At 60.8% G+C, this 25,562-nt stretch carries 12 protein-coding genes and 1 tRNA gene; 5 read left to right on the top strand and 8 right to left on the bottom strand.

Translation table 11 applies throughout. From position 1 onward, the window contains the following. Positions 1–126 precede the first annotated feature (126 nt). Positions 127–7,116 (top strand): T9SS type B sorting domain-containing protein, encoded by a 6,990-nt coding sequence (locus tag H9S92_RS07850; protein ID WP_187466160.1) that lies wholly within the window; start codon positions 127–129, stop codon positions 7,114–7,116. Here H9S92_RS07850 and H9S92_RS07845 read toward each other — a convergent pair. Together H9S92_RS07845 and H9S92_RS07840 are read right to left on the bottom strand one after the other, a co-directional pair. Then, positions 7,113–7,649, bottom strand: a complete 537-nt coding sequence (locus H9S92_RS07845) for a hypothetical protein (RefSeq protein WP_187466159.1) — start codon at positions 7,647–7,649, stop codon at positions 7,113–7,115. The genes H9S92_RS07850 and H9S92_RS07845 overlap by 4 nt on opposite strands. Before the next feature lie 195 nt (positions 7,650–7,844). Then, on the bottom strand, positions 7,845–8,291 hold the full coding sequence (locus H9S92_RS07840; protein WP_187466158.1) for a DMT family transporter: 447 nt from the start codon (positions 8,289–8,291) through the stop codon (positions 7,845–7,847). A gap of 75 nt (positions 8,292–8,366) precedes the next feature. Between H9S92_RS07840 and H9S92_RS07835 the strand changes: the two genes are divergently transcribed. From H9S92_RS07835 to H9S92_RS07820, 4 genes are all read left to right on the top strand, one after another. Beyond that, a complete protein-coding gene (locus H9S92_RS07835) occupies positions 8,367–8,861 on the top strand; it encodes a hypothetical protein (RefSeq protein WP_187466157.1) in 495 nt (164 codons plus the stop codon). 12 nt (positions 8,862–8,873) lie between these two features. Then, positions 8,874–10,079, top strand: a complete 1,206-nt coding sequence (locus H9S92_RS07830; RefSeq protein ID WP_187466156.1) for a saccharopine dehydrogenase family protein — start codon at positions 8,874–8,876, stop codon at positions 10,077–10,079. Positions 10,080–10,225: 146 nt separating this feature from the next. Then, positions 10,226–11,017, top strand: coding sequence for a patatin-like phospholipase family protein (locus tag H9S92_RS07825; protein ID WP_187466155.1), 792 nt, complete (start codon positions 10,226–10,228; stop codon positions 11,015–11,017). Between the two features lie 183 nt (positions 11,018–11,200). Further along, entirely contained in the window at positions 11,201–11,743 is a 543-nt protein-coding gene (locus tag H9S92_RS07820; protein ID WP_187466154.1) for a peroxiredoxin-like family protein, read from the top strand. A gap of 98 nt (positions 11,744–11,841) precedes the next feature. On the opposite strand, the gene H9S92_RS07815 is transcribed toward H9S92_RS07820, so the two are convergent. From H9S92_RS07815 to H9S92_RS07790, 6 genes are all read right to left on the bottom strand, one after another. Next, positions 11,842–11,917 (bottom strand) — tRNA-His (locus H9S92_RS07815). 86 nt (positions 11,918–12,003) lie between these two features. Beyond that, positions 12,004–12,813 (bottom strand): orotidine-5'-phosphate decarboxylase, encoded by an 810-nt coding sequence (gene pyrF / locus H9S92_RS07810; protein WP_187466153.1) that lies wholly within the window; start codon positions 12,811–12,813, stop codon positions 12,004–12,006. Next, the gene (locus H9S92_RS07805; RefSeq protein WP_187466152.1) at positions 12,810–13,421 is read right to left on the bottom strand and encodes a GyrI-like domain-containing protein; all 612 of its coding nucleotides are present in this window, start codon (positions 13,419–13,421) and stop codon (positions 12,810–12,812) included. The genes pyrF and H9S92_RS07805 overlap by 4 nt, the downstream gene beginning before the upstream one ends. A 102-nt stretch (positions 13,422–13,523) precedes the next feature. Further along, positions 13,524–19,220 (bottom strand): choice-of-anchor L domain-containing protein, encoded by a 5,697-nt coding sequence (locus H9S92_RS07800; protein WP_187466151.1) that lies wholly within the window; start codon positions 19,218–19,220, stop codon positions 13,524–13,526. A 359-nt stretch (positions 19,221–19,579) separates the two neighbouring features. Next, positions 19,580–20,674, bottom strand: a complete 1,095-nt coding sequence (locus H9S92_RS07795; RefSeq protein WP_187466150.1) for a PorP/SprF family type IX secretion system membrane protein — start codon at positions 20,672–20,674, stop codon at positions 19,580–19,582. Between the two features lie 20 nt (positions 20,675–20,694). Continuing rightward, complete coding sequence (locus H9S92_RS07790) at positions 20,695–25,434, bottom strand: proprotein convertase P-domain-containing protein (RefSeq protein WP_187466149.1); 4,740 nt, start codon at positions 25,432–25,434, stop codon at positions 20,695–20,697. Positions 25,435–25,562: the final 128 nt, after the last annotated feature.

Genomic DNA, 25,562 nt, shown 5'->3' with positions numbered 1-25,562 from the left:
GGCGGCCAGGTTCGCATCCTCCACCTTTGGTCCGACCCGGGGGATGGACAATACCTGACCCTGGCCCGGCTAATGCCTTCCGTCGCTTATCTTTACCCCCGTAATCCCAAATATTGAACATTGCCGTTGCGTTTTCCTTTCGTGCTTCGCCTGCTGTTCTGTTGTAGCTTGCTCGCAGTGGCCTTACCCGCCGCCTGGGGACAGCGTTGTGGATACACCGATACGATCCAGATCGGCAACTTCGGCGAAACACCGCTCAACATCACCATTGCCGATTATCTTAATAACGACCTGGCCAACCCCAACCAGGGGCTCTGTGGCGTCCGGCTCTACTTCCAGCACTCCTACGTTTACGACCTGAGCATTCGCCTGACCAGTCCGGCTGGCCAAAGCATCGTCCTCACGGGCCCCATCAACGGCCAAACCCGCCCCCCGACCAACCTGGCCCGTTGGTTCATCGACTTTCTGGCCTGCGACAGCACCGCCGCCCCCGACCCCGGTGCCCCTGCGCAGTGGAACAACAACGCCGCCTTCAACTGGGCCGCCTTTGGTTTGTACACGGGAGACTACTTCCCCGCCAGCGGCTGCTTCGCCGATTTGAACACCGGCCCCGTCAACGGCAACTGGACGATCACGTTCGACAATCAGCGGACCGGCCAGCAGGGTAGGGCGACTTACCTGCTCCTCACCTTCTGCGATGACCGCAACGCCCAGGGCCCCTGCTGTTTTGCCGACGCGGGTGAGCTCCTGCCCGTTGCCCCCAGCGAAGCCTGTGAATTCTCCACCAACCTACCCATCACGCCCACGCCACGCTACCGCCAGCCCCGTCCCCCGGCCGAAGAATACGGCTATACCTACCTGATTTCCCGCAATGACTCGGCGCTCTTCGTGCAAGACAACCCCAACCTCGCTGGCCTGCCCGCTGGCGAGTACGAGATTTGCGGGCTGAGCTACCGCCTGGGCGAACTCGACCAACTGCGCCTGGATGGCTCGCTGAGTCCCGGGGCACTTCGCCAGGATTTCGCCGCCGTGGATCCCACTTTTTGTGGCGACCTCACTCCCAACTGCCAACGCGTTACGCTCTATCCCATTCCCGATACCACCTTTCTGGAGCGGACCGTCTGCATCGGCGGTTCGGTGCGCGTAGGGACAACCGACTTCAATACCACCGGCGTTTTTCCCGTGACCCTGGCTGGCCGCGCGGACTGCGACAGCGTGGTGGTGCTTGACCTTCGGGTGGTCGATGTGCTTCGCACCACCCTCGATACCACCATCTGCGCGGAGGCCAACTACCCCCAGGGCCCCAATGTGTACGCGCTGCCGGGTACTTACGTCGATACCCTCACGTCTTTTCTGGGCTGCGACAGCATCGTGACGCTTAACCTCAGCATCGCGCCGCCCATCCGCACGGACACCACGACGGCGATTTGTGCGGGCGAAGCCTTCTTCATCGGCTCCGAAGCTTTTACCAGTACCGGCACCTTCACCCGCGTACTGCCCGCCGTGAACGGCTGCGATTCTACGGTCAATCTCGACCTGCTCGTCCTGAATCCGGACATCGTTTTTGCCCCTTATCCTGCGGCCCTGACCTGCAATACCCCTTCCGCCGTGCTGGACGCTACGGGCAGTAACCTCGCTTTTACGCAGTCCATCCGCTGGCTCAACGCCGCTGGCGACCTGTTGCGGACCGACCTGGTCTTGCCCACCGATACGGCGGGCACCTACATTTTTGAGTTGACGGTGGGCACCCGGGGGCAGTTTTGCACCCTGCGCGATACGATCGTTTTGCCCGACCTGCGCTTCCGGGTGGGGGCCGATCTGGCGCTGACGCAGGTGCAGTGTACGGGGACCAACGAGCAATGCGCGATCCTTTCCTGCGTAAACCCCAGCCTGGGCATCGGTGCCACGCCCACGCCCACCGGACCAGCTTACACCTACGCCTGGACTGCTCCCCCCACGGGCAACGTCCTGGGGCCCCTTGACGGTCCGGCCATCACCGTGGACGCTCCTGGCACCTACTCGCTGCGCATCACCGACCCCGCCACGGGCTGCCAGCTAGACACCAGCTACCTCATCCGCCAGGATACCCTGCAGCCCAGCGTGCGCCTCAGCGGCAACCAACTCATCAATTGTGCTTCGCCGAGCATCCGTCTGCTGGCCGATACCTTCCAGACCCGCCACGCAGCTCTGGATTACCGGTGGACGGGCGACTGCCTGAGCACCCCGGTCAATGGTCCCGTGCTCGACCTCGCCTGCCCGGGGAACGTCACCCTCACCGTCATCAACCGCGACAATGGCTGCCGGCGGGATACCACGTTTTTCGTCGACCGGGACCTTGCTCCGGCGTCCCTTAACCTGGCACCTGCGACCGCGCCCCTTTCCTGCTTCTTCCCCGAGCGCCTGCTCGATGGCTCCGCCGCCAGCTCCGCCAACGGCCTGCGCTACGCCTGGATCTACGAGAGCAGCCCCGATACCATTGGCCGGGCGAGCACCTTTCTGGCGCAACGCGCGGGGCGTTACCAACTGATCGTGACCGACCAGCGCAGCCAGTGTAGTGCCCGCGATACCATCGTGGTGCCGGCCGATACCCTACGCCCCCTTGCCGTTACGGGCCAGGCAACCCTGACCCTCAATTGCTACAGCCCCACGGCGACGTTGGGCGAACCCGGCACCAGCCAAGGCCCTGAATTTACCTACGCCTGGCTTGATCCCACCCGCCCGGCGGACACCCTGAGCCAAGGCCTTACCCTGACCGTTGCACCCCCCGGCGGACTGTTCCGCCTTACGGTCCTCGACACCTCCAATGGCTGCCGCGCGAGCGACTCAACGCTGGTGCGGGTCGCGCTCGATACGCCCTTCATTCGCCTGGCCCTCCCGCTTGATTTCAACTGCTTTACGGATTCGGTGCTGCTCGATGCAGGCCAAACCAACCTTGCTTTCCCCAACCTTCAGCGCTGGAGTGGCAACTGCCTGCCTGCAGCAACTGACACGAGCCGCATTTGGGTAGCGTGCCCGGGAACTTACGTCTACGAAGTCCTCAATCTGGAAACGGGCTGCAGCGCCCGCGATTCCATTACCACCGAACTGGTGGGTACGGCCGTGGTGGCCGTCTTACCGGATACGGCCTTTCTCGACTGTACGACGGGCGAGACGCGCCTGGACCGCAGCCTGGGTACGGATGCGCCGGTGGTGCGCTGGTTTCGCGACGGCATTCCCGTGGATTTGGTGGGCCAGCGCCCCCGCGTTACCGTTCCCGGCGTCTACACCCTGGTGCTCGGCAATTTCAACGAAAGTTGCCTCGATACCGCCAGGACGGTGGTGGTAGCGGACTGTCCGGCCCTGGCCGTGCTGGTGCCGCCCGATAGCCTGACCTGCCGTAACGCCCTGGTGACGCTCGATGGCGGACCTTCCGTGCCAGCTCCTTCCGCCAACGTCGCCGTAGAATGGTTCATCCCCGCCGGAGCCACCACCCAGCCCGGTGCGGGGCCCCGGCAACTGGACGTCTTTACGCCGGGCCGCTACGGATTTGCCATTCGCAACCTCATCTCCGGCGCCGGCGATACCGTCTTCGTGGACGTCCGGCGCAACGTCGTACAGCCCCTGGCCGAAGCGGGACCGCGTGATACAATCAATTGCACCGACCGAACGGTGGAACTCAATGGCAGTCAGAGTGTTCAAGGGGCTGAGTTCGAGTACTTGTGGACTACGGTGGGCGACGATACCCTGGCTTTTGCCCAGCGGGTGACGGTATCCGAACCGGGAACCTACCTGCTGCGGGTGACGCAGCGGGCGACGGGATGTTCGAGTGTAGACAACGTGACGATTTTCCGCGATCTTTTTGTGCCGGGGCTGGGTTTTTCTCCTGCGGAGCTTCCGTGCGATACCCTTGACTTTGCCCTGGCGGTGCAGCCGGATGTGGTGGGCAATTATGGTTATGCCTGGACGGGGCCTGCGGTGCTTGCCCAGGCCGACCGCGATACCGTCCGCATTGCCCAACCTGGTTTGTATACCGTCCGGGTCACCAATCAGGACAACGGTTGCCAGGTGAGCGGTAGCGTGATGGCTACGCGGGCACCCTGTCCGCCTTTTCCGGCCCTCCCCGATACCAGCCTGACGTGTAAATCGGATACGCTGCGCCTGATCGCTACCTTCCGGGAGCCCTGCGTGGGCTGTACCTACCGCTGGACGCGGAACGGATCGGTGATCCAGGGGCAGAACGACAGCAGCCTGCCCGTGACGCGGGTGGGGGATTACACCATCATTGTCTTCAGCGCTGCGGGACTGCGGGGCGAGGCTACTGGCACGGTGACGGATACCCGGGTTTTGCCGGTCGGTAACGCGGGCCCGGACGGCCTGCTGACCTGCGCTATCACCAGCACCTTGCTGGTGGATAGGTCGCCGCAACCCGCCTTTCCCTACGCCTACCAGTGGCTCAACGCGGACGGCACCGCCATCGTGGGCGCTACGGCGGATAGCCTGCGCGTGAGCCAGGGCGGCATTTACCAGTTGCGCACCACCAATACCTTCAGCGATTGCAGTATTGTGGATACGGTAGCGGTGGGCTACGATACCCTGCGCCCCATCGCCAACGCTGGCCCTGCGCGAATCCTGGACTGTAACAATAAGCGCCGGGTGCTCGACGGCATCCAGTCCAGCCTCGGTCGAAATTTCGTTTACGCCTGGTCGGGAGGACCGAGCCCCCTTTGCCTGGAAGGCGCGTCCACCCTCAATCCTTCGGTACGCTGCGACGGAGATTATACCCTGACGGTACTGGATACGGTCAATGGCTGCTCCGCCGCTGCGATGGTGCGGGTCGATAACGACGACGAATTGCCGTCGGTTGTCCCTTTGCCAGACACAATAGTGAACTGTGCCAACGGATCGGTCACGCTGCAAGGGCGGCCGGTGGGGCAGGCGGACCGCGCCTGGCGGTGGGAGCGGATCGTGAGTGGGGGCAATGAAATCGTACAGGAGGTAGCACCTGGCGACATCCTCGTGACGGGGGCGGGAGATTTCCTTTTCACGGTGGAAAATACCCTGACGGGGTGCGACAATGCATTCAGCGTTTCCGTAGCCGAGGACTTGCAAGTGCCTACCGTCGATGCCGGAATCTCGGACACCTTCTACTGCGCGCTGGACTCATTGGTCCTCCGGGGCACGGCCACCACTGCGAGCGGTTTACCGCCGGTACTGCGTTGGACTTCCGACGTCGGTTTCTTCATCAACAATGCTACCCGACGGGTAGCCACTGTCTTTCAGCCCGACACCTACCGGTTCTCCGTTACCGACCCACGGAATTTCTGCCAGACGGTCGATTCCGTCGTCATTTTCCGCGACGTAGAGGCCCCGCGGGCATTTGCGGGTGCGGATACGACGCTCACCTGCACGCGGCGGGAGCTGCGGCTGTCCGGCGACTGGGAATCCCTGAGCGGACAAGCGACGTTCCAGTGGACCACCCGCGATGGGCGCATCATTGCCGGTGGGCAGACGCTCAGTCCGCTCATTAACACTATGGGGCGTTACCAGCTCAATGTGACGGACCCGGCCAACGACTGTTCGGCGGCAGACATCGTTCGGGTGACCAATGATACCCTTCCCCCCGTTGCGATCATTACTTTGCCGCAGGGCGACCTCGTCAATTGCAACCGCCCGACGCTGTTGCTGGACGGTACGCGCTCGCAGCCCGCCGTAACTTACTCCTGGTTAGGGCCCGCCGGTGATCGCCCGGCTACGCCCCGGCAGACGGTGGGACGTGCCGGCACCTACCGCCTGATTGTAACGGACCGCATCAACGGGTGCAGGGACACCACCACGGCGACGGTGCGGAGCGACTTTGCTAAACCGCAGATCGACATCCTGCCACCGGAACTGCTGACCTGCAACCGGGATACGGTGACTCTCACACCCACCCCCGCTGCTCCCGGAGCGCTGCTTACTTACCGCTGGCAGGATGCGACGGGCAACCAAATCGGGCAGTTGGCCCGGCAAATGGTCGGTGAACCAGGCACCTACCGCCTTATCGCTCTGGAAAGCCGGAATGGCTGCCGGGATACGAATTTGGTCGCCGTGGCCGCTAACCGGGTGCCACCCGTCGTAGCTTTGGCGGAGCCTCCGGTGCTCAACTGCTTCCGCTCGGTGGCTACCATTGACGGCAGTGGCAGTGCCCGCGGCAGCAACATCAGCCTCCGCTGGCGCAGCCCGGGCAATTCGGCGACAGCAACGGCGGACCCCTACCAGGTGCGGGGCGAAGTGCCGGGCTTTTACTACCTGACCCTGACGAATGCCACCAACGGCTGCCAGGCTACCGACTCGGTGGAATTACTGCGCAGCGCCCTGGCCGTAGATGCCCTTGAACTGGAGGTGGAACAACCTGCCTGCAGCGCCGACAAAACGGGCGACCTCACCATCCTGGGGGTAACTGGCGGGCAGGGGCCCTTCCGCTACCGCGTAGACAATGGACTGCTCACCGACCGGCTGGTATACGAAGACCTGCCCCTCGGGCAATACCGGGTGGAAGTGGTGGGGGCCGACGGCTGTTCCGCAGCCACCAGCGTCAGCATCGTCGCCGGGCCGGAGGTGAGTTTGGATTTGCGGGAAGACACCCTGATTCGCCTGGGCGATAGCCTGGCGCTCAATTTCGTTACCAATCTGGCCAGCTGGGATACTTTGCGGTGGACGAGCAGTGGTCCGCTGCCCGCCTGGACTTCCGACGGGCCGCTCGTGGTGCGCCCCTTCGTCTCCCAGGGGTACCGCCTGGTACTCGTCGGGCCGGGAGGATGTTCGGCGACCGACGAGGTCATCATTGAAGTGGACGAGACGGTCCGGACCTTCGTGCCTACGGCTTTTAGTCCCAACGGCGACGGTCAGAACGATCGATTACGGCCATACTGGGGTGCGCAAGTGGCCCAGGTGCTGAACTTCCGGATTTTTGACCGTTGGGGCGAGATGGTTTACGACCTCGCTGCCGACCCCAACCGGGCGGGCGAAGACTTTGGCTGGGACGGGCAGCACGGGGGGCGTTTTCTGAATCCCCAGGTCTTCATCTGGCAGCTGGATATCGAGCTCGTTGATGGCACCCGGATGTGGGAAAGCGGAGACGTGGTGCTGCTGCGTTAACGGTTTTTGGTAACGGTAATTTCCAGGGTGAAGGTGCCCTCGGCCAGTCCGTCTGCACCAACGACGCCGATGGTAACGGGATAGGGGCGGGTGACGGCACGGAGCTCGACGCTGCGGGTATGATCGGGGTTGGGGCGGGTGCGGGAGGGGCGATCCTGATAGAAATCGGCTTCGCAACTTACGCAGCTGGCGAGGGCGGGAGGTAAGGCTCCGCCGCCACCGGAATAGGCGTAAATGCTCATGTTCTGGCTCGGGTCGGTAGGAACCAGTCGGATGACCATGGTGGAGTAGGTGGGGATTTCGGTTTTGAACAGGACGTGGTTGCCGGTGAAGTATTGCTTGCGGGGCTCTACGAAGCAGGCATTGCTGGAATTCCAGGCCCAGCTGAGGTCGGTGATGGGCGCACCTGCGTTGAGGTCCATTTCATAATTGAGGCTTTCGCCGGCACGGGCCTCCAGGGCAAATACCGACGGTGCCTGGGCGATGGCCAAAGCGGAAAGGAAGAGCAGGGAGAGGGATAGGAAAAAGCGCATTGGGGGGATGAATTTAGCGACTAAAAATACGGTGAAGGGAAAAGCAGTGCCCCGAAACCAGTGGTCTCTTGGGTGCTTACCGGGGTAAGGACGCTGGGGGGCAGGCGATTCCACACAGCCCCTTTCACTTCCCCGGCTCTTCCCCGTGGGGGACGCGCGTGGCACCTGCGGCCGCGCCCAAAACTGTGCTACGGCCTAGTTGAACCGTACTATCACTACACCAGCGATGATGAGGGCCACGCCAATCACGCGCGGCCAATTGATGGGCGAAACGGGTACGCCGAGCCAGCCGTAGTGGTCCATGATCACCCCAAAAACCATCTGTGCGGCCACCGTGAGACCAAACGTGAGGGCAACGCCCAGGCGAGGCGTCAAAACGATGATGGCTGCGACGTAGACCGCCCCGAGGAGCCCTCCGGACCAGTAGTACCAGGGCAACTGGAAGCCGTTTTTGAGCTCCGACCACTGCGTCCGGGCGAGCAACAAATAGCACAGTAGGCCGAAGGTGCCGACGACGAAAGAAACCAGGGTGGCGTACACCGGGCTTTTGAGCGACTTGCCGATTTCGCTGTTGAGGCCCGCCTGGATGGGAAGCATAACACCGGCGACAACCGCGAAGAGAAAAAGCAAGGCTTGTTGCATGTTGGGAAAAGATGAATGGCAGGATAAAGGAAACCATTTTGGTTCCCCTATATTTGCGCAAAATTAGCCATAAATATGCTGAAAGAATTCAAGAACCTGAGTCCCGACGAACAGCAACTCTTCTTCGACGCCATCCCCCTGATCACCATCTTGGTTGCTGGCGCGGACGATGACATCGACGAGGTAGAACTCGAGGAGGCCCAGCGCCTGGCCGACATCCGCAGCTTCAACAACGCTGGCCACCTGACGGCGTATTACGAGCTACTGCAAGAGAACCTGAGCACCCGCATCCAGGAACTCAGCCGGGAATTGCCCAACGCCGTGGAGCCCCGGCAGCAAGAAATTGCCAGTCGGCTGGCCCGGTTCAACGAGATCTTCCCGAAAATGGCCCTGCCGTTTGCCTACCTCTACTACCGCGATTTCGTTTCCTTTGCCAAGCACGTCGCAGAATCCCACGGTGGCTTCATGCGTTTCATGACCGTGGGCCCGGACGAGGCCAAGGTCATGCACCTGCCCATGCTTACTCCCGTTGAACGGCCCTCTAAGGTCGATTACCCCGACCTCCCCTAAACCACCATCCCCATGAGCAAAGTTGTCATCATCGGCGCCGGAGGCGTCGCCCGCGTAGTAGCCTACAAATGCGCCGAATACCCCGGGGTGTTCACCGAATTCATGATCGCGAGCCGCACCAAAGCGAAGTGCGACGAGATTGCTGCCGACATCCGGAAGGACCTCGGCTACGACAAAATCACCACGGCAGCCATTGACGCTGAAGACGTGCCAGCCCTCACCGCCCTGCTGCGGGAGTACCAGCCCGAACTCGTCATTCACGTAGCCCTGCCTTACCAGGACCTGACCATCATGGACGCCTGCCTCGCCGCCGGCGTGCACTACCTCGATACGGCCAACTACGAGCCCAAGGAGGAAGCCAAGTTTGAGTACAGCCACCAGTGGGCCTACCAGGAACGCTTCGAGGCTGCTGGCCTCACGGCCATCCTCGGCTGCGGCTTTGACCCCGGTGTGACGAGCATCTTCACCGCCCGCGCCGCCAAGCACATCTTCGACGAAATCCATTACCTGGACATCGTTGATGCCAACGCCGGCGACCACGGCAAGGCCTTCGCCACCAACTTCAATCCCGAAATCAACATCCGGGAAATCACCCAGAACGGCAAGTACTGGGAAAACGGCGAATGGGTGGAAATCCCACCCTTCAGCATCCGCAAAGATCTTACGTATCCCGACGTGGGCCCCAAGGCCAGCTACGTCCTTTACCACGAAGAACTGGAAAGTCTCGTCAAGCACTTCCCAACCCTCAAGCGGGCCCGCTTCTGGATGACCTTCGGCGACGAATACCTCACCCACCTGCGCGTGATCCAAAACATCGGCATGGCCGGTATCCAGCCCGTGATGCACAAGGGCGTCGAGATCATCCCCCTGGAATTCCTGAAAACGGTACTGCCGGACCCCGGAGATCTAGGCGAAAATTACGTGGGCCAAACCAGCATCGGCTGTCGCATCCGGGGCATCAAGGATGGCAAGGAACAGACCTACTACATCTGGAACAACTGCCACCACGCCCAGGCCTACAAGGAAACCCGCGCCCAGGGCGTAAGCTACACCACCGGCGTACCCGCCATGACCGGTGCAATGATGCTGCTGACCGGAGCCTGGGGCGGTGCCGGCGTCTTCAACGTCGAGCAGTTTAACCCCGATCCGTTCCTGGCCAAACTCGGCGAGCACGGTTTGCCCTGGCACGAGGAGATTGGCGGCGACCTGGAGCTCTGAGTAAGGGAGTAAAGGATTAATGGATGGAAGGTGGGCTCTGCCAATCGCCACGGAAGGGGAAAACTCTGGACTGTTGAGACTGTTCACCTGTTGCGCCAGTCCGGGCGGCAGCTCCCTTATTCCTTTACTCCTTTACTCCCTTACTAATGACCATCGGCCTGACATTATCCGGAGGAGGTGCCCGCGGCGCGGCCCACATCGGGTTGCTGCGTGCCCTGTTGGAGGAGGGGATTGTACCCAACCGCCTGGTGGGGGTCAGTGCAGGAGCCATCGTGGCCACCCAGTACGCGGCGGGGCTTACCCCAGACGATATGATGGACGTGCTGGCTGACGCCTCCTTGTTTCGCCTCGTCCGCGTCGGGATTCCCATTACCGGGCTGACGACGCTCGATTACCTCAAGGAGAAGGTAGCGGAAATCCTGCCCGATAACTCTTTTGAAGGGCTCCGCTATCCGCTTTACATCGGCATTACGAACCTGAACACGGGCATGCAGGAATTGCGCAACTCCGGGCCGCTCCACGATATTCTGGCGGCCAGTTGTTCGATTCCCTTCGTCTTCAAACCCGTCATCATCGACGGGGCCCATTACGTTGATGGCGGGGTCATCCAAAACATGCCCGTTACCCCATTGCTGCACGAGGCAGACTTCATCATCGGGAGCAACCTCATGCCTTACGGGCTTTTGCCGCCGGCGGACGTCGGTTCGGTCGTCAACATCGTCTGGCGCTGCTTCGATCTCTCCATCATGGCCAATACTTTGCCGAGCACGGAACTGTGTGACATCGTCATTGAGCCATCAATGCTCAATTCGTACAATATATTCAGCATCAATAAGTTACGGGAATTACACGACCTCGGTTACGCCCATACGCGGGAACGGATGCCCGCCATCCTACAGGCTCTGGAAATGAAAAGGGACTTACTGAACAGCTTATAGCGATCTTTGCATGCTGAGGGGGCGCGGCCGCAGGTGCATTGTCCGGATAAGAAGCAGGGCCGGGGCCAGCAAATGACCGTCGGTAGTATGGAATCGGGCGGAGCATTTTATGGACGCATTTTTTGCAGCCAAAGGCCTAATTGTGGTGTTACTACACCTAAATTTAACCGCATAAAAAGGAAGATGATGATGGCCGAAATGTACGGCGTAGCGCTCCGCCAAATGAAAACCACCGATGGTCTTTCGGTGGAAGGCCTGAGCGAGCAGCAGCCCGTTTTGCTGGTCTTTCTTCGCCACTTCGGCTGTACTTTTTGCCGGGAGGCGCTCCGCGACCTGGCGGATCGCTTGCCCGAAATCCACGGCTACGGAGGGAAGCTGGTGTTGGTGCACATGTCCGACAACGCCACGGCCGAAAAGTACTTTGAGAAATACCAGTTGAGCGGCGTCAGCCACGTCTCCGACCCCGGCTGCCGTTTTTATCAGGCTTTCGGGCTCACCAAGGGCACGGCCCGGCAACTTTTCGGCCTCCATTCCTGGATCCGCGGTTTCCAGGCCGGCGTGCTCGATGGCCATGGCGTGGGCACCAAGCAACTCGGCGACGGCTTTCAGATGCCGGGGGTGTTCGTTTTGCAAGACGGGCAGGTCCGGGAGAAGTTTATCCACAAGCTGGCGGGTGACCGCCCCGAGTACGTTTCCCTGCTGGCCAGCTGCTGCAACGTGGAGTAGTTGCGGCCAAGGCAAACCTAACATCATTCAGGGCAGCACCAAAAGCAAAGGCCCCCAACCTGTTAAAGGAGGGGGCCTGGACCGGGAAACCCGGCGTAGGGTGGAAGACCGGGCTTGAACCGGCGACCTCTGGAATCACAATCCAGCGCTCTAACCAACTGAGCTACAACCACCGTATAGAGTGGCTTTCAACGTACTGAAAGCCGACGTGCTATTTAAAGCGACGCAAAGGTAAATAGTTCCCCAATAACTAAGAACTTTTAGGGCAGGTAATTTTTCAGGGCGGCTTCCATTTGTTGCTGCAGCTCGTGGGCGGCGGCCCGGGCGGCCTCGGCAAAGCCCGCATCAGGCGCAGCGTAGAGGATGCCCCGGCTGCTGTTTACCAGCAAGCCACACTCCGCGTTCATGCCGTGGCGACAAACGGCGTCGAGGTCGCCCCCCTGCGCGCCGATGCCGGGTACCAGGAAAAAGTGCTCGGGGGCCAGTTGGCGCAACTCGGCAAATTTTTCGGGGTGGGTGGCCCCGCATACGAACATCAGTTGCTCGGGGGAGCCCCAGGTTTGGGCGCGTTGCATCACCCGGGCGTAGAGGGGGGCGGCGTCGCCAACCGCGCCGTGTTGGAAATCGTCGCTGCCGGGGTTGCTCGTCAGGGCCAGCACAATGGCCCACTTGCCGGGGTAGTTGAGGAAAGGCTGCACGGAGTCGGCTCCCATGTACGGAGCAACGGTGATGGCGTCGGCCCCCAGGGTATGAAAAGCAAAGCTGGCGTAGTAGCCGCTGGTATTGCCAATGTCTCCGCGTTTGGCGTCCGCGATGATGAAATGCTCCTTGCCGATGTAGTCAATCGTATCCTTAAGGATGCGCATCCCATCGAGGCCCAGTGCTTCGTAGAAGGCGGTATTGGGCTTGTAGGCGACGCAGTAATCGCGCGTGGCATCGATGATGGCTTTGTTGAAGGCCAGGACGTCCCCATTCAGTTGGCCGGGGATTTTGCTGGGGTCGGTATCGAGGCCAACGCAAAGGAAACTTCGCTTGCGTTGGATGGCGGAAAAGAGCTCTTGGCGCGTCATTGGCGGGGGGAATATGGGTAAATCAAGCGGGTGCGGTAATTGCTGACGGGTACGGAATCGGCGGGGCCAACGAGGAGCTCTTCAATGCTGGGTTTACTGGCGTGGAGACTGCGGCGCGAAAGCTCCGTGCCGAGCGCATAGTGCAGGGCCGGAAGGGCGGCGTGAGAACCTTCAAATTCCAGGCTAAGGGCTGGTGTGGCTGGTAGGTTGATGGTAAGGTAAGGGGGCAGTTCTACGTCGGCCGCTACGGGCAGTGCCACTGCGGCGTCACCCCAGCCTTTCTCGGGTTCCCAGGAATAGAAAAGATGACTGGGTGGACCCAGAGACTGAATGCCAGCGGCGACAGCCTTGGCCCGCAGGACTTGGCTTTCGGTGGCCAGAAAGTCTTGCATCTTCGGCAACGAAAGTTCTTTTCGCAAGATCAGGTAATGCCGCTCGGGCATTTCCTCGGTGCGATAGTTTAAAGAAATGGACCGGAAGATCGAGTCCCCCGCGTCCGTAACCGTAGCGACGACGACTTCCGCTGGTCCCATCGCTCCGCCCCCGCAACCCAGCAAGCCGTAGCCCAGCCACAGCAAGCAGCAAGTCCTAAGAATACAAGCCTTCATGGATCAATTTTTTGCAAAGGTACAGGCACGGCAGAACTTTAGCGCACCAACGGAAAGTTGGTAAAGCATCCCTGGTAGGACAAGTCGAAGCCTCGTTGTTGTTTATTCCACCAAGATAAAGCCTCCCTTGTGCACTTCCAGCCGTCCGTCGTAGCGGCGTACGGCGACGGAATAGACGTAGACGCCGGGCGGACTGGCCTTACCCCGGTAGGTGCCATCCCAACCCGCTGTAGGGTCGTTCACCAGGAAATGCTGATTCCCGAAAACCTGATTTCCCCAGCGATCAAAAATGGCAAAAGATTCCACCGCCGTTACAAAATCCGCATCGCCGAAGACGGTGTAAATGTCGTTCACCCCGTCTCCGTTCCTGGGGCTGAAGGCGTCGGGGAGGTAGACCAGGTCGCGCTCCCTGACGAAGACCTGCTGGCGAAGCTGCAAAACACAGCCGTGGGTATCGACCGCCACAGCCGTCGCCACAAAAGATTCAAGGGCGTGCACCACGGGATTGGGACAAAGCAGACAACTGCTGGTATCGGCAATGTTTCCCCACGTCCACTGCACCCGCGCTCCGGCGCCCCGATTCGTCTCGGCACCTAACACAATCTCTTCACCCAGGAAGACGGTAATATCCTCCGCAAAACCCTCGAAAAAGCCCGGGGAAAAGATCTGGAAAGTGTCCCGCAGTTCACAACCCAAAGCATCCGTGACGATCAAAACGTGCTCGCCTTCGGGTAATTCACGGAGGCCATTTCCAACTGGCCTGCCCAACCCGCTTTCCGTACGGTAACTGAAAGGGGGATGGGTACCCGTCACGGATCGCACCGTCAGGCTTCCCCCTACCTCCGGGCACGGCGGCTGCAGGAGGGTATAGCTCACCTCCGCAGGTGCCTCGGTAGTGATGCGGACGGTATCAAAAGCCGAACAACCTGAGACGGGGTGAATGGCTTCGAGGATGTATTCGCCGGCGGTACTGACCAGCAGGCGGGCGACGTTGCTCAGTTGCGTTCCTGAACGGTCGTACCACCGGAAGCGGGTGTTGGGCAGGTTGGGGCTGGCCGTAGCCTCCAGCACTGTACCATTGGCACCACAATTGAGCAGGCGGTCTGCCCCGGCGTTGGGGCGCAGGCGATCGCCGTCCTCGTTCACCCGAACGGTGGCCATGGTGGTACAACCATTCAAGGTATCCGTTACCAATACTTCGTAGCGCCCGGGACGGGTAACGCTCACGCTGTTGCCATCGGCCGCGCCACTGATGCTGCCATCGCTGGAGGTCCACAGGAAACGGTAGGGACCCTCCGCTTCCACGCGGGGATTTACCTGCTGATCGGTGCAATTAACGGTGAGGAGGGCTTGGTCAACCCTGACCTGCGGGTTGGTGCGGTCTACTATCACCTCGGTCGTTAAGCTGGTGCTGCAATTGTCGGCCTGGCGGATGATGGTCAGGGTATACACACCGGGGGCAGTGACGTTGGGCAAGGTAGCGGCCCGGCCAACGATGGTTCCATTGAAGCGCCATTCGAAATTTGCCACACCGCTTTGGTCCAGGCGGCGCACCGTCAGATCAACTGCGGGCGTGCTGCAAGTGATGGCGTAAAGGGAATCCAGTTCCAGTTCCAACCCATTGGGTACTTCGGTAATGGTCAGGGTATCCGCTGCGGTACAGCCCGTGGCGGGGTTGAGGACGTTGAGTACGTAATCGCCTGGCACGGCAACGCTGATGGTGCGGCTGGTCCCCAGGTCGGTGCCGCCCGGCCCTGTCCACTGGTAGCTAACCGCCTGAATGCCCTGCGCGGCGCTCAGGTTTTGGGAGGGTTGGCTACAGGTAAGCTCCGTTCCGGAGGAGAGGATGAGGGCCAGTACGTCCTGGCGTAAGTCGGGAAGACTGAAATTTCTTACCACTTCACAACCGTTGGCGTCGCTGACCGTCAGGGTATAGCTGCCGGCTGGTACGTCGCCCAAAACCGCTCCGCTTGCGCCATTGCTCCACGAGTAAGTCAACGGTGGCGTCCCGCCGGTAAAGGTGGCGCTGGCGTAGGCCAGTTCGAGACAGCTTTCGGCGCGGGCGCTGTCCCCTTGGAAAGTAATGGCCGAGGCAGGCGCAAGAAGGGTGATGAGGGTATCCCACTGACAGGCTTCGGGGGTCTGCTCGGTTACCGTAACGCGGTAGGTGCCCGCCGCCAGGTTGCTTACGTTAGGACCACTCAGCGTAGCGGGGCTCCACTGGTAAGTGTAAGCGCTTGGGTTGTTGTTGACGTTCAGGCTGATGCTCCCGCTGTTTTCTCCCGCACAAAGCACCGGGGTAACGGTCGCCTCCACTTCCCAATTGCCGTTGCGGACGTTGGCAATGCCGCCAGCCATCCCCGGGCAGCCAGCAGTGCCTGCCACTACGGAAATAAGCTGTACCATTGTAGCCAGGGTGTAGTTCAACAGGGTATCCCCCGTGGCGAATAAGGTGCGGTCTACGCCATTTTCCCGCACCGTGAAAGTGTACCCCACCGTACTCCCCGCCAGCCGGATGGGTACGTCCGCGTTGAACGGGGGCGTACAAACTGAGAAATTGCCACTGACCATCGCGGTGACGTCCGGCAAAACTATTTCCACGGTATCCCGCAGCACCTGCCCACAAGCATCAGTAATCTCCAGCGGGTAGTTATTGTTGCCCGCCAGGGTAGTCACGGTGAAGAGGCTATCCGTACCCAATCCGTTGGCCCAATTGTAAGTATAAGGCGGGGTCCCTCCCTGGTGCGCGGCGGCTAAAGTAATCGTTTCGCCCGGGCAGTTGGCCATCTCCGCCACGGCGTTGACAACAAATGCTGCGGGCTCGGTCAGTACGAAGGTGGTGTCCCGAAAACAACCGGGGTCTGCTGCATCAGCAATACGAACGCCGTAGGTGCCAGCCCGCAGGCCCGTGCGGGTGGGCGTACCGGGACCCGCGTCCGACCAGGTGTACTGCAGCGGAACCCGGCCTGCATCCGTTAGGCGGATGCTTCCCGTAGCATCCCCCCGGCAAATGGGGTGGACGAGGGTAGGGGTGAAACGGAGTTGGGGATCGACAATTTCCGCCCCGGAACTGAGGATATCGCCCACACAACCCTGTTCGTTCGTCAGGGAAAGCACGGTAAGCACGGCAGCGGCAGAAAAAGTCAGGTCAGTAACCCCGGGCGAAAGCAACAGCCTGCGCGTAAAAATGGTGCCCGCCGAGTCGATCTGAAGTGTTACCGCGTAATCGCCCGCCGGTCCCGTTAAGGTAATGGGAACGAGGGCGGGACTGGCGTTGCAAAGTGAGTAACGCCCGGCAAGCGACACGCTGAAGGCGGGCAGGGTGAAACTGACCGTACCCGTTACCTCCTCTCCGCAGGCGTCAGTCACAAAGACCTGGTAACTGTGGCTGCCATTCTGGGTACGGATGGCCAGTAGGCTATCGGTGCGCACCGAATCGGGCCAATTAAACGAGTAGGGTGGGGTACCTCCCGAAACGACGGGAGCCAGCAGGATCGTCTCGCCCGCACAGGCAGGGCGCAGGTAGGCTACGGAATCAAGAACCAGCGGTGGTGGACCCGTCAGGGTATAATTGAAGGTCAGTGGGCAGGCTGGGTCGCTCAGGCGGGCAATTTCCACCGTGTAGCTGGCGGGCGGAAGGTTGCTGCGGCTGCCTCCGGTAATGCTGCCGTCGTCGAGCCAGTTAAACGAAAAGTTGGCATTGCCGCCCGCTACCTGCAAGTCGATCGTACCGTTGGAACCGCCACAGTCGGGTTGCCCCAGGGTGGGGGTAACCTGCACGTCAGCGTCCCGCACAATCGCTACCCCGCTCGTGCTGCCCCCGCAGCCATTGCCATCGCGCACGGCAGTCACCCGGATGCTGGCCGCCCGGTCAAAAGTGAAACTGGTATCCTGGGTAATGGTATAGTCCGTTTCCGTTACCACGCCATTGGAGTCTACCCGCAGGGTAATGACGTAGCTTAAGCCGCCTTCCACATCTACCGGCACGGACACCACTGGAGTGCTGCACAGGGAGTAATCCCCCCCTACCGTGGCGGAGATGGCCGAAGCGCTGATGCGGACAGAATCCCGTCCGGTTCTGCCGCAGCCGTCGGATACGGTAAGCCAAATGGTAGTGTCCCGGCCAGTAGCCACGTAACTGACGTTATCGCTCGTTTGCCCGTCGGGCCATAGGTAGCTGAAGTTATTGTCGCCTCCGGAGACGCTGCTTTGGAGTTGAATGGCCTGCCCGGCGCAAAGCCCTTGGTCTGGCGTGACGATGTCGACCAGCATCGCAACGGCATCCTGAATGTAGAAGGTATCCCGGTTTTCGGCACAGTTGCAGGTACCGTCGTATTTTAGGATGAAAGCTTCGACGCCCTCCCCGCCATCAGCGTCGGCCAGGATGGGGATTTTCAGCACTGCGCTGGTATCTCCAGCTGGAATGATGAAGGGTGGTGGGGGCAATTCAAAATCGAGGCCTAAGTCGGCCAGGTTCAGTCCCGTTCCCGTCGTAATCAGGTTATAGTTGACTTCCAGGGGCAGGGCCAAGTCGTCGGCGTCAGAAAACAGGCGGTTGAAGGTCAGAAAGGCCGTGTCGCAGCCTTCGAGGGGAGTGACGAGGCCGGGAATGCCCTGTACCGAGGGCTCGGGGTCGGCAATCAAGCCAGCCGTAAAGGAGCCCGCTTCCAGCAGTACGCCCGAATCGAGCGTTGGGTCGGCCACGTCCACCACCACCAGCTTCAGGCGGTAGGTTTCGCAGGGAATCACCGTCGCCGTCGCCGTTAGTTTCTGCGAAAAGCCGTCGTAAGAAATCCCGGCCAGGCGGGAGGGGGGGACTGGGGTATCGGAACAAGGCACAAAGCGCCCCGGGTAATTGTCCACGTAAAGGCTGGGGGTGGTAATGTAGTTCAGTGTCGCCGCCGTAATGTTGTCGCCGTTCGGCAGCCTGGCAATGTTCATCCGCCCCCCGGGCACCCCCGGGCCTTCCAGGTAAAACGCAAAAGCATCGTTGCCAAAACCCGCGAAGGGTGGACAGGCAAAGTACTCCTCAGAAAAGAAAATGTAGTCAAAACTGATGCTGGTGGTGGTAGGTACAAACTCAAATTCAATCACCGCAACGTCGTAGTAATCAAAGGCACCCGCCAGCGCCGCCGCATCGGGATCCGTATTGTTAGAAGAAGGGTAGCTTCCACCGGCCGGGAAAAACTCGTCGTTGGGGCCGGGAAGGTCGTCGACGAAGCCCGTCGTCATCACAATGCCGTCTTCAATGCCTACCGTGGCCGTCCCGTTGCCGAAAACGCCGGTTTGCGTCACCCGCCGTCCGTTCTGGATGGTATTGTCACCGCTTAACAGGCGAATGGGCGTAAGCTCAAAACAACTTTCGTTGCGAAAAACCGTATTCAGCAAGAAGTCCGCATCCGTAGAAGGCATAGCCGTCATGGCCATCAGTTTTTCCGCCGTACGCCCACGGTTTTTGCGCGCCGAAAGGTAAAGGGTTCCGGCTTGGTGGAGCCGCTCATGCACACAAACTTCCAGCGCCTGACCCGTCCCGACCCCCAGGATATAATGACCGTCGCGCAGCGTCCCTCCCGTAGGCACATCCGCAAAAGAAAAACGCCGCTCTTCGCGGTCATTGGCAATGTACAGCGCGTAGGTTTCGCCCTCAGCCACGCCCTCCAGGGTGATTTTGATTTCCTGCGTCCCCGTCACTTCCAATGCGTGCTGTACCGGCTTTTCACCGACGGAAACTACGAATGACTGAGCGGCGAGCCCACCTGTCAATGACCAAAAAGAAGCGAAGAGCAATAAATATTTCATGTTCAGGGGCGTGGTCCGCAGACAATGCAGTGGGGACGTACCCAAGGCGCAAAAGTCATCCTTTTGCTGCTCAGCGTGGCGCTGGCGTAGGCAGGCCAGCCGATGGCTTGGTACCAATCACCGATTTGCTCAATTTCCCTGGCGGGCAACGGTCGTCCGGAATGCGTATATGTTCAAAGTGTCCCGGCAAAGATACCAAGCCGGAGCCGTATTAGGAATTGCCTGAAATGTTAAGGTGTTATAGCTTCTTATTCAGGGCGCGGACGCAGGTGCTCCCCCCCAACCCCCCGGAGGGGGGAGTTTGTTGCCCCCCCAACCCCCGAAGGGGGAGAGCAAGGGAGGTCCCAACGGATTGCCCACTAGAAAGTAGGGCAGTTGACCCGTTGCCGGTAGTTGGCCTTCTGGACGTAAATCATGCTCAGTTCCCAGCCCCCCCGGCTGTTGGTGATGGTCCCTACCGCTCCGGCCGAGAGATCGTAGTTCACTCCAAATTGAAGGCGTTCGGTTTCTAAACCTACGGAGATGATGTAGGCATTGAGCCCCGGCTGGTCCCCGGATTGGTTGCTCAGTTGCGCCCACAGCCCGGCGCGCAGGGCCACTTCCTGCCACCGTCGTTCGGTGTAGCGAACGTTGGCCCCCAACAACCCCTCGAAGGCAGGCCCCTGGGTCATAAAACGCGCGGCGGGCAGCAAACTCATGTCGCCGCGCCCCAGCGGGATTTCTCCACCCCCGTGGACGACGTAGCGTTGGTCGAGCACGTCCCGCTGTCCTGGCAGCGGAGAAACGTTCGGTGCGTTGAGGTGATACGTAGCGATGCCAAAGTATGCGCCCGCCCGATCGCCCAAAGTGCCAAACCAGGCCACACCGGCATTGACGTCCAAGTAAGCCCCCGCACCGTTGCCCGAGAAAGGCTCGCCAGTGTCCAGGGTGCGGTCCAGGTAAGCCTCACGGGTGTTGTTGTCAAAGAAGTATTGTTCCGAAAACCACAGTTTGTTGAGGTCGTAGCCCCTTTGTCCAAAGCCCAGTTGAGCACCACCGGAGAGGAAGTGTCCGGTTCCGCCCCGCCGCGATCCCCCGATTTGTTGCTGGTAGCTCAGGCCCAGGAGGCCCTGGGTGCGGGTAAATTCACTGGCTCCCGCCTCGTCGCGCTGCAACTGCCCGCCTAGCCCGAAGAAGTTGCCATTGCCCGCCGGCCGTCGCAATTCCACCCCGGCCCCCACGCTGCGGTAGCCCTCCGAGCCCAGCAGGCCGGTGTACAATTCCCGGTAGTTGGCCGTAAAGCGCATTTGGCCGTTCATCACTCCGGTCAGGGCCGGGTTGGTCAGCTGTGGCGTGGCGGCCAGGTTGGCGTAGCGTGCATCCTGGGCCAGCACCGCGTTGGTGAGCAGCAGACTGCCCCCCAGCAGGAGGGCCACCAGGAAGATACGCGAAAAACGGTAAGAGAAGCAAAACATGCGGGGGGAGGTAAACAAGGTTAACGGATCAGGGAAGTCTCGCCCGCCAGGGTTTCTTCGGAAAGGTCGTCGTATTGGATCGATACCCGGTAAAGGTAAACACCAGCGTTGACGGGCTGACCACCCTTGGTGCCATCCCAGCCGCGCAAGGGGTCGTTGACTTCAAAGTCCCCATCCTCAAAAAGCAGGTTCCCCCAGCGATCAAAAATGGCGAAGTTGAGTACCCGCGTTCCCGGGCGGCCATGGACCAGCAACAGGTCATTGCGCGTATCCCCGTTGGGCGAAAAGCCGCTGGGCACCGCCACCTCCCGGATCTTGCGTACGCGCACCCGCACCCGGTCTTCATCTTCACAGCCCGTTTCGTCCATCACCGTCAGGGTGTAGTCGATTTCGTATTCCGGGCTGGCCAGAGGCTCGGGGCAGTCTTCACAACTCAGGGTGCCAGGGTAGGCCCCGCGCCAATTGTAGGTAATCATCCCGATGCCACCTTCCAAGGCAGGCATCAGGCGCAAACTATCGCCGAAGATGATGTCCTGGTCCGGACCCAGATCCAGGCTGAATACCGGACCATCGTTCACAATCGCCGTAGTGCTGATGCTGCACCCCGCACTGTCGCGTACGAAGGCCACGTACTCCGCCGCCGGCAACCCGATAAATACATTGTTGCGGGTAAAGCCCCGGTTCTCCAGGCCAAAGACGTACGGTGGCCGCCCGCCTGCGCCCGTCAGGGTAATGCGTCCCGTAGCCTCACCGGCGCAGAGCGCAGCCACGGCTTCGGCAGTGATCCCCACCGGAGCGGGCTCAGTGACCACTACGCTGGAAATGCTTTGGCAAGCATTGGCGTCCGTCAGGGTGAGGTCGTAGGTGCCCGCCGCCAGGTTAGACAATTGGTTTTGCGTTGCCCCCGTATTCCACAGGTAGGTATAGCCCCCAACCCCGCCAGTGCCCATTACACTGATCGAACCGTTGGTCTCGCCAAAACATCCTACGTCGCGCTTGGTAATGCTGGGTGCTAAAAGCGCTGGCTCCGTGATGCGCAGCACCGTATCCACCGTACAGGTGCCCACATCGGTAATCCGCACACGGTAGTTGTTGCCCGCCGGCAACCCGGAGATGCTGGCTGCCGTACTGTTGTTGGCCGCCGGGCCCCACTGGATGGCAAAGTTCCCCGGGTTAGGGCCGTTGATGTTGGTCAGGGTAAGTCCACCGGTGGCGTTGCCGAAACAATCCACCGGGTCTTCCACTACCGAAAAGGTGATGGGTGGCGGCGCGGGGAGCAAGCGCTCCGCAGTGGTCGTACAGCCCCGGCCATCCGTTACGGTCACCCCGTAGATCCGGCCACCCGGGACGTTGGTAATCACCACGCCGGTGCCACCGGTGGACCACTGGTAGGTGTAATCTGCCTCCGTTTGTCCCGTACCCCCGCCGGGGATTACCCCGAGCCGGCCATCCGCACGGTCATTGCAGCTGGGGGGAGTGGTGATGATGTTGGCCGTCACCGCAGGTAGATCGGTCAGCACCACGGAGAAAGTCTGGGCACAGCCACCGTTGTCAGTCACCGTAACCGTTTGGTTGCCGGCGGGCAGGGCCACGGCGGTTGCCGCCGTCTCTCCGTTGCTCCAGAGGTAAGTATAGCCGCCGCTGCCCCCCATGGGGACTACCGTGGCGCGGTTGGTAGAAGTGCCGAAACAACCCTGTTCATCCTGCCCGACGGTAGCCGTAACGGGCGTCGCGGGCTGGGCAATGGCAACGGTGGCCATCGTCTGGCACCCCAGGCGGTCGGTGACCGTCACTTCGTAACTGCCCGCCATCAGGTTGGAGACACTGTCGGTCACCGCCCCCGTTTGCCAGGCGTAGGTATAGCCGCCATTGCCACCGGCAGCAACGGCCACTGCCCGGCCATCGTCGCCGTTCAAACAACGGACGGCGTAGGGCCGAAAGCTGAGGGTAATGGGCAAAGGCTCGTTGACGGTAGCCGCCAACGTGGCGGTACAGCCCCGCGCGTCGGTTACCACCAGGTTATAGGTCCCCGCCTCCAGGGCTCCCGCGTCTTCGTCGTTCTGCGCATTGGGGTCATCCCATAGGTAGGAGTAGGGTGGGGTGCCACCCGTCGTACGGACCTCAATCTCGCCGGTGGATCCTCCGTTGCAGCGGACATCCATCACCGCCTCCAGGTTGAGTGACAGTGCCGGAGGATCCGTCAGCGTATAGCTGAAGTCATCCCGGCAGCCATTCGGCGCGGTGACTTGCACGGAGTAGGTTCCCGCCCTCAGGCCCGTCCGGTTTTGCGTCGTTACACCGTCGGACCAGAGGAAAGTGTTGCCCCCCGCACCCATAATGGTCAGGTCAATTGCCCCCGTTGCCGTCCCCGGGCACGCTGGCTGGGTCAGGGTTTCCGTTACCATCAGGTCCAGCACGTTGGCCGTTACGTTTACCGTCGCCTGCTCGGAGCAGCCATCGGCGGTTGTAACCGTCAGGGTATAAGTGCCTGCGGCGGTGGGCGTAATGGTGGGATTGGGGCAGTCCGTACAGCTCAGGGAAGCATTCGCCGGAGTCCAACGGTAGGTAATCTCCCGGTCGTAGCGCAGGGTGATCGACCAACTCAGGAAGGCGCCCAGGTCGTTGCCCGCCCGGTCCCAGGCCCGCAGCGACCATACCCCGTTGGCGTTGCTGGTGTTAAAGGCCGTCCAGCCCCCATTGCTGGCGCGGAAGGTTCCAGTGTACGGCGGTGCAGCACTGCTGATCAGGGCCGTTGCCGTGGGGCTGAAGCAGGTCTGAGTAAGATCCTGCCCGCTGCCCCCGAAGTTTTCCAGCAACGTAAGGGTACGGCCGTTGGGGGCCACCAGCTGAAGAGTAACCTCGTTGAGCGGTCCGTTGTTCTCCAGGTTCACGCACACCGAAAGTAGATCGGCATTCGCGTCCAAAATCCGGTTCGGGTTCTGTGACGTGACATTGATGATCGAGGAAAGGGGCGTATTGGCATTCGGATAAAGGGAATTGCCGAAGGGGAAGGGGACGGAGGAAGTCCAGGTCACCAGCGTATCGTTGGGGGCAGGTCCGGCGACGTTCGGAGTGAAACTGCCCCCAATACAAATGGCCGTATCCACCTGGTTGCGGGCCAGCAGTCGGTCGCAATCCGCACACGCTGGATCGAAGGGAGAAAGGTACTCCACGGCAATGGTCGTGTCGTACACGCAGCCGTAGACGTCGGTAGAGATAATGGTTACGCCCGTTTGGCCGGGGTTACGCGGGGCAACGAGTACGCTATCGGCCGAATAAAAGCCGAAAGCCGGGTTGGGGGCAAAGGCCAGGCTCTGGATGGGCACCAGAAAGGTTTCCTGGTCGGGGTAAACCTCGGAGGCAAACTCAATGGTCCAGGAATAGATGTAACCGTTGTCGCGCAGGATGTTGTCGCGAATGTTCAATGTCCAGTTGCCGTTGAGGGGGCAGCCCGCGAGGTTGTTGAAATTCTGCTCGGCAGCGTAGTCGATTTCTGGCATCGTTTCACCGTCGCGGATGTTTTGTGCGTCTACCGTTTGGGTCATGGTACGGGGCGCGGTGGCTGTCCAGCAGTATACCCCCGGCGGGTCCGGAGTGGTCGTGTTTTCGTTGCCCTGGCCCAGCAATTGGCGGCGTACGTTGTTGTTGGCCCCGAAACGGTGAAGATCCAGGCGATTGCCATCGGGGCATTCCAGCCAGATGTCGAGGTCACCGAGGTAACTGTGCTCCATCGTAGCGCAAATGCGGACGAGATCAGCTCCTTGCTGGAGGGTTTGGCCGGGGTTGAAGTTGGTGAAAAACAGGGGGCTGCTGTATTCCGTGCCGTTGCCGTCGGGCAGGGCGGTAAGCTCCGTGAGCGTCTGGCTCGTATTAAACGAAAACTCCTGGGCAGCGGGGTTGATCGCCAGGCCATTGCCCGTTGCGGGCCGACCGAGCACAAAGGGGATCTCCTCACCCACGCAGAGGTCTTGCCCCAGGTTGGTGGGGATGTTAAAAATCGGCGGCGGCGCTACCCGCACCCGCTGGCTGATGCTGTTGCTGCTGCGGCATCCCCTGACGTCATCGATGAAGAGTTGAACGACGTAGCCCCCTGGCTCATCGTACACGTGGGCCACCGTAGGCCCCGTAGCAGTGGTGCCATCCTGAAAAAACCAGGTGAAGGTGGATGTCGCATCCGACTGCGGGTAGGGGTTGCCCGCATCGGGGTAATCCCCCCGGGCCCTGAAGGTGATCGATTGCCCGGGGCAAACGTCAATGTACCCACTCGCGTCGGGCATTGCCGCCGGGGTGGTGGAAACCAGGACGGCATTGACCGGGCTGCAGGAAGTTACACAGTTGATGGCCGCCTCCCAGCCCGGGCCGTTGCCCGCACTTTCAAAGCGCACCGTCAGGCAGCCCGAAACGTTGGCCGCCGAAGCCCGGATGATGGCATTCATCCCTACCTCATCGGTGGTGATGACTTCCAAAACAGGCGAAGCATTGGTCGGTCCATTAAAAATGGTCATCGTTCCCACCGAGCTGTAGCGGCTGAACACGAGTTGCACGTGCGTCCCTCCGCTGCCGTCCGGACAAAGCGTGATTTCCTGAAACTGCCCGCTGGTGGAGTGGTTGCCATTGGGGCCACCGGAGTCAAAAAAAGTCCCGGCACAAACGTTTACCCGGCCACCCTGGGAAATGCGGATGTTTTGGGCATCCATTGCTCCGACTGTGGCCAGGAGCAGCGACAAAAGCAAAAAAAGACGCGAGTAAAGTTGGGGCATCGGGATAAGATTAAGGGGAGGGAGGTACGACCGCCATTGCACCTGCGACAGCGCCAAAATAAAGCGCTCCGCACCGCACGGAACGAAAAGGGCGGAACAAAGTTGCGCTGGAAAAAAGCAAAGGTAGC

Origin of the sequence: Neolewinella lacunae, from assembly GCF_014349155.1 — a bacterium.
Lineage (GTDB): Bacteria > Bacteroidota > Bacteroidia > Chitinophagales > Saprospiraceae > Neolewinella > Neolewinella lacunae.
Note: the sequence above shows the minus strand (reverse complement) of the source record. Positions and strands in the feature narration are given on the sequence as shown.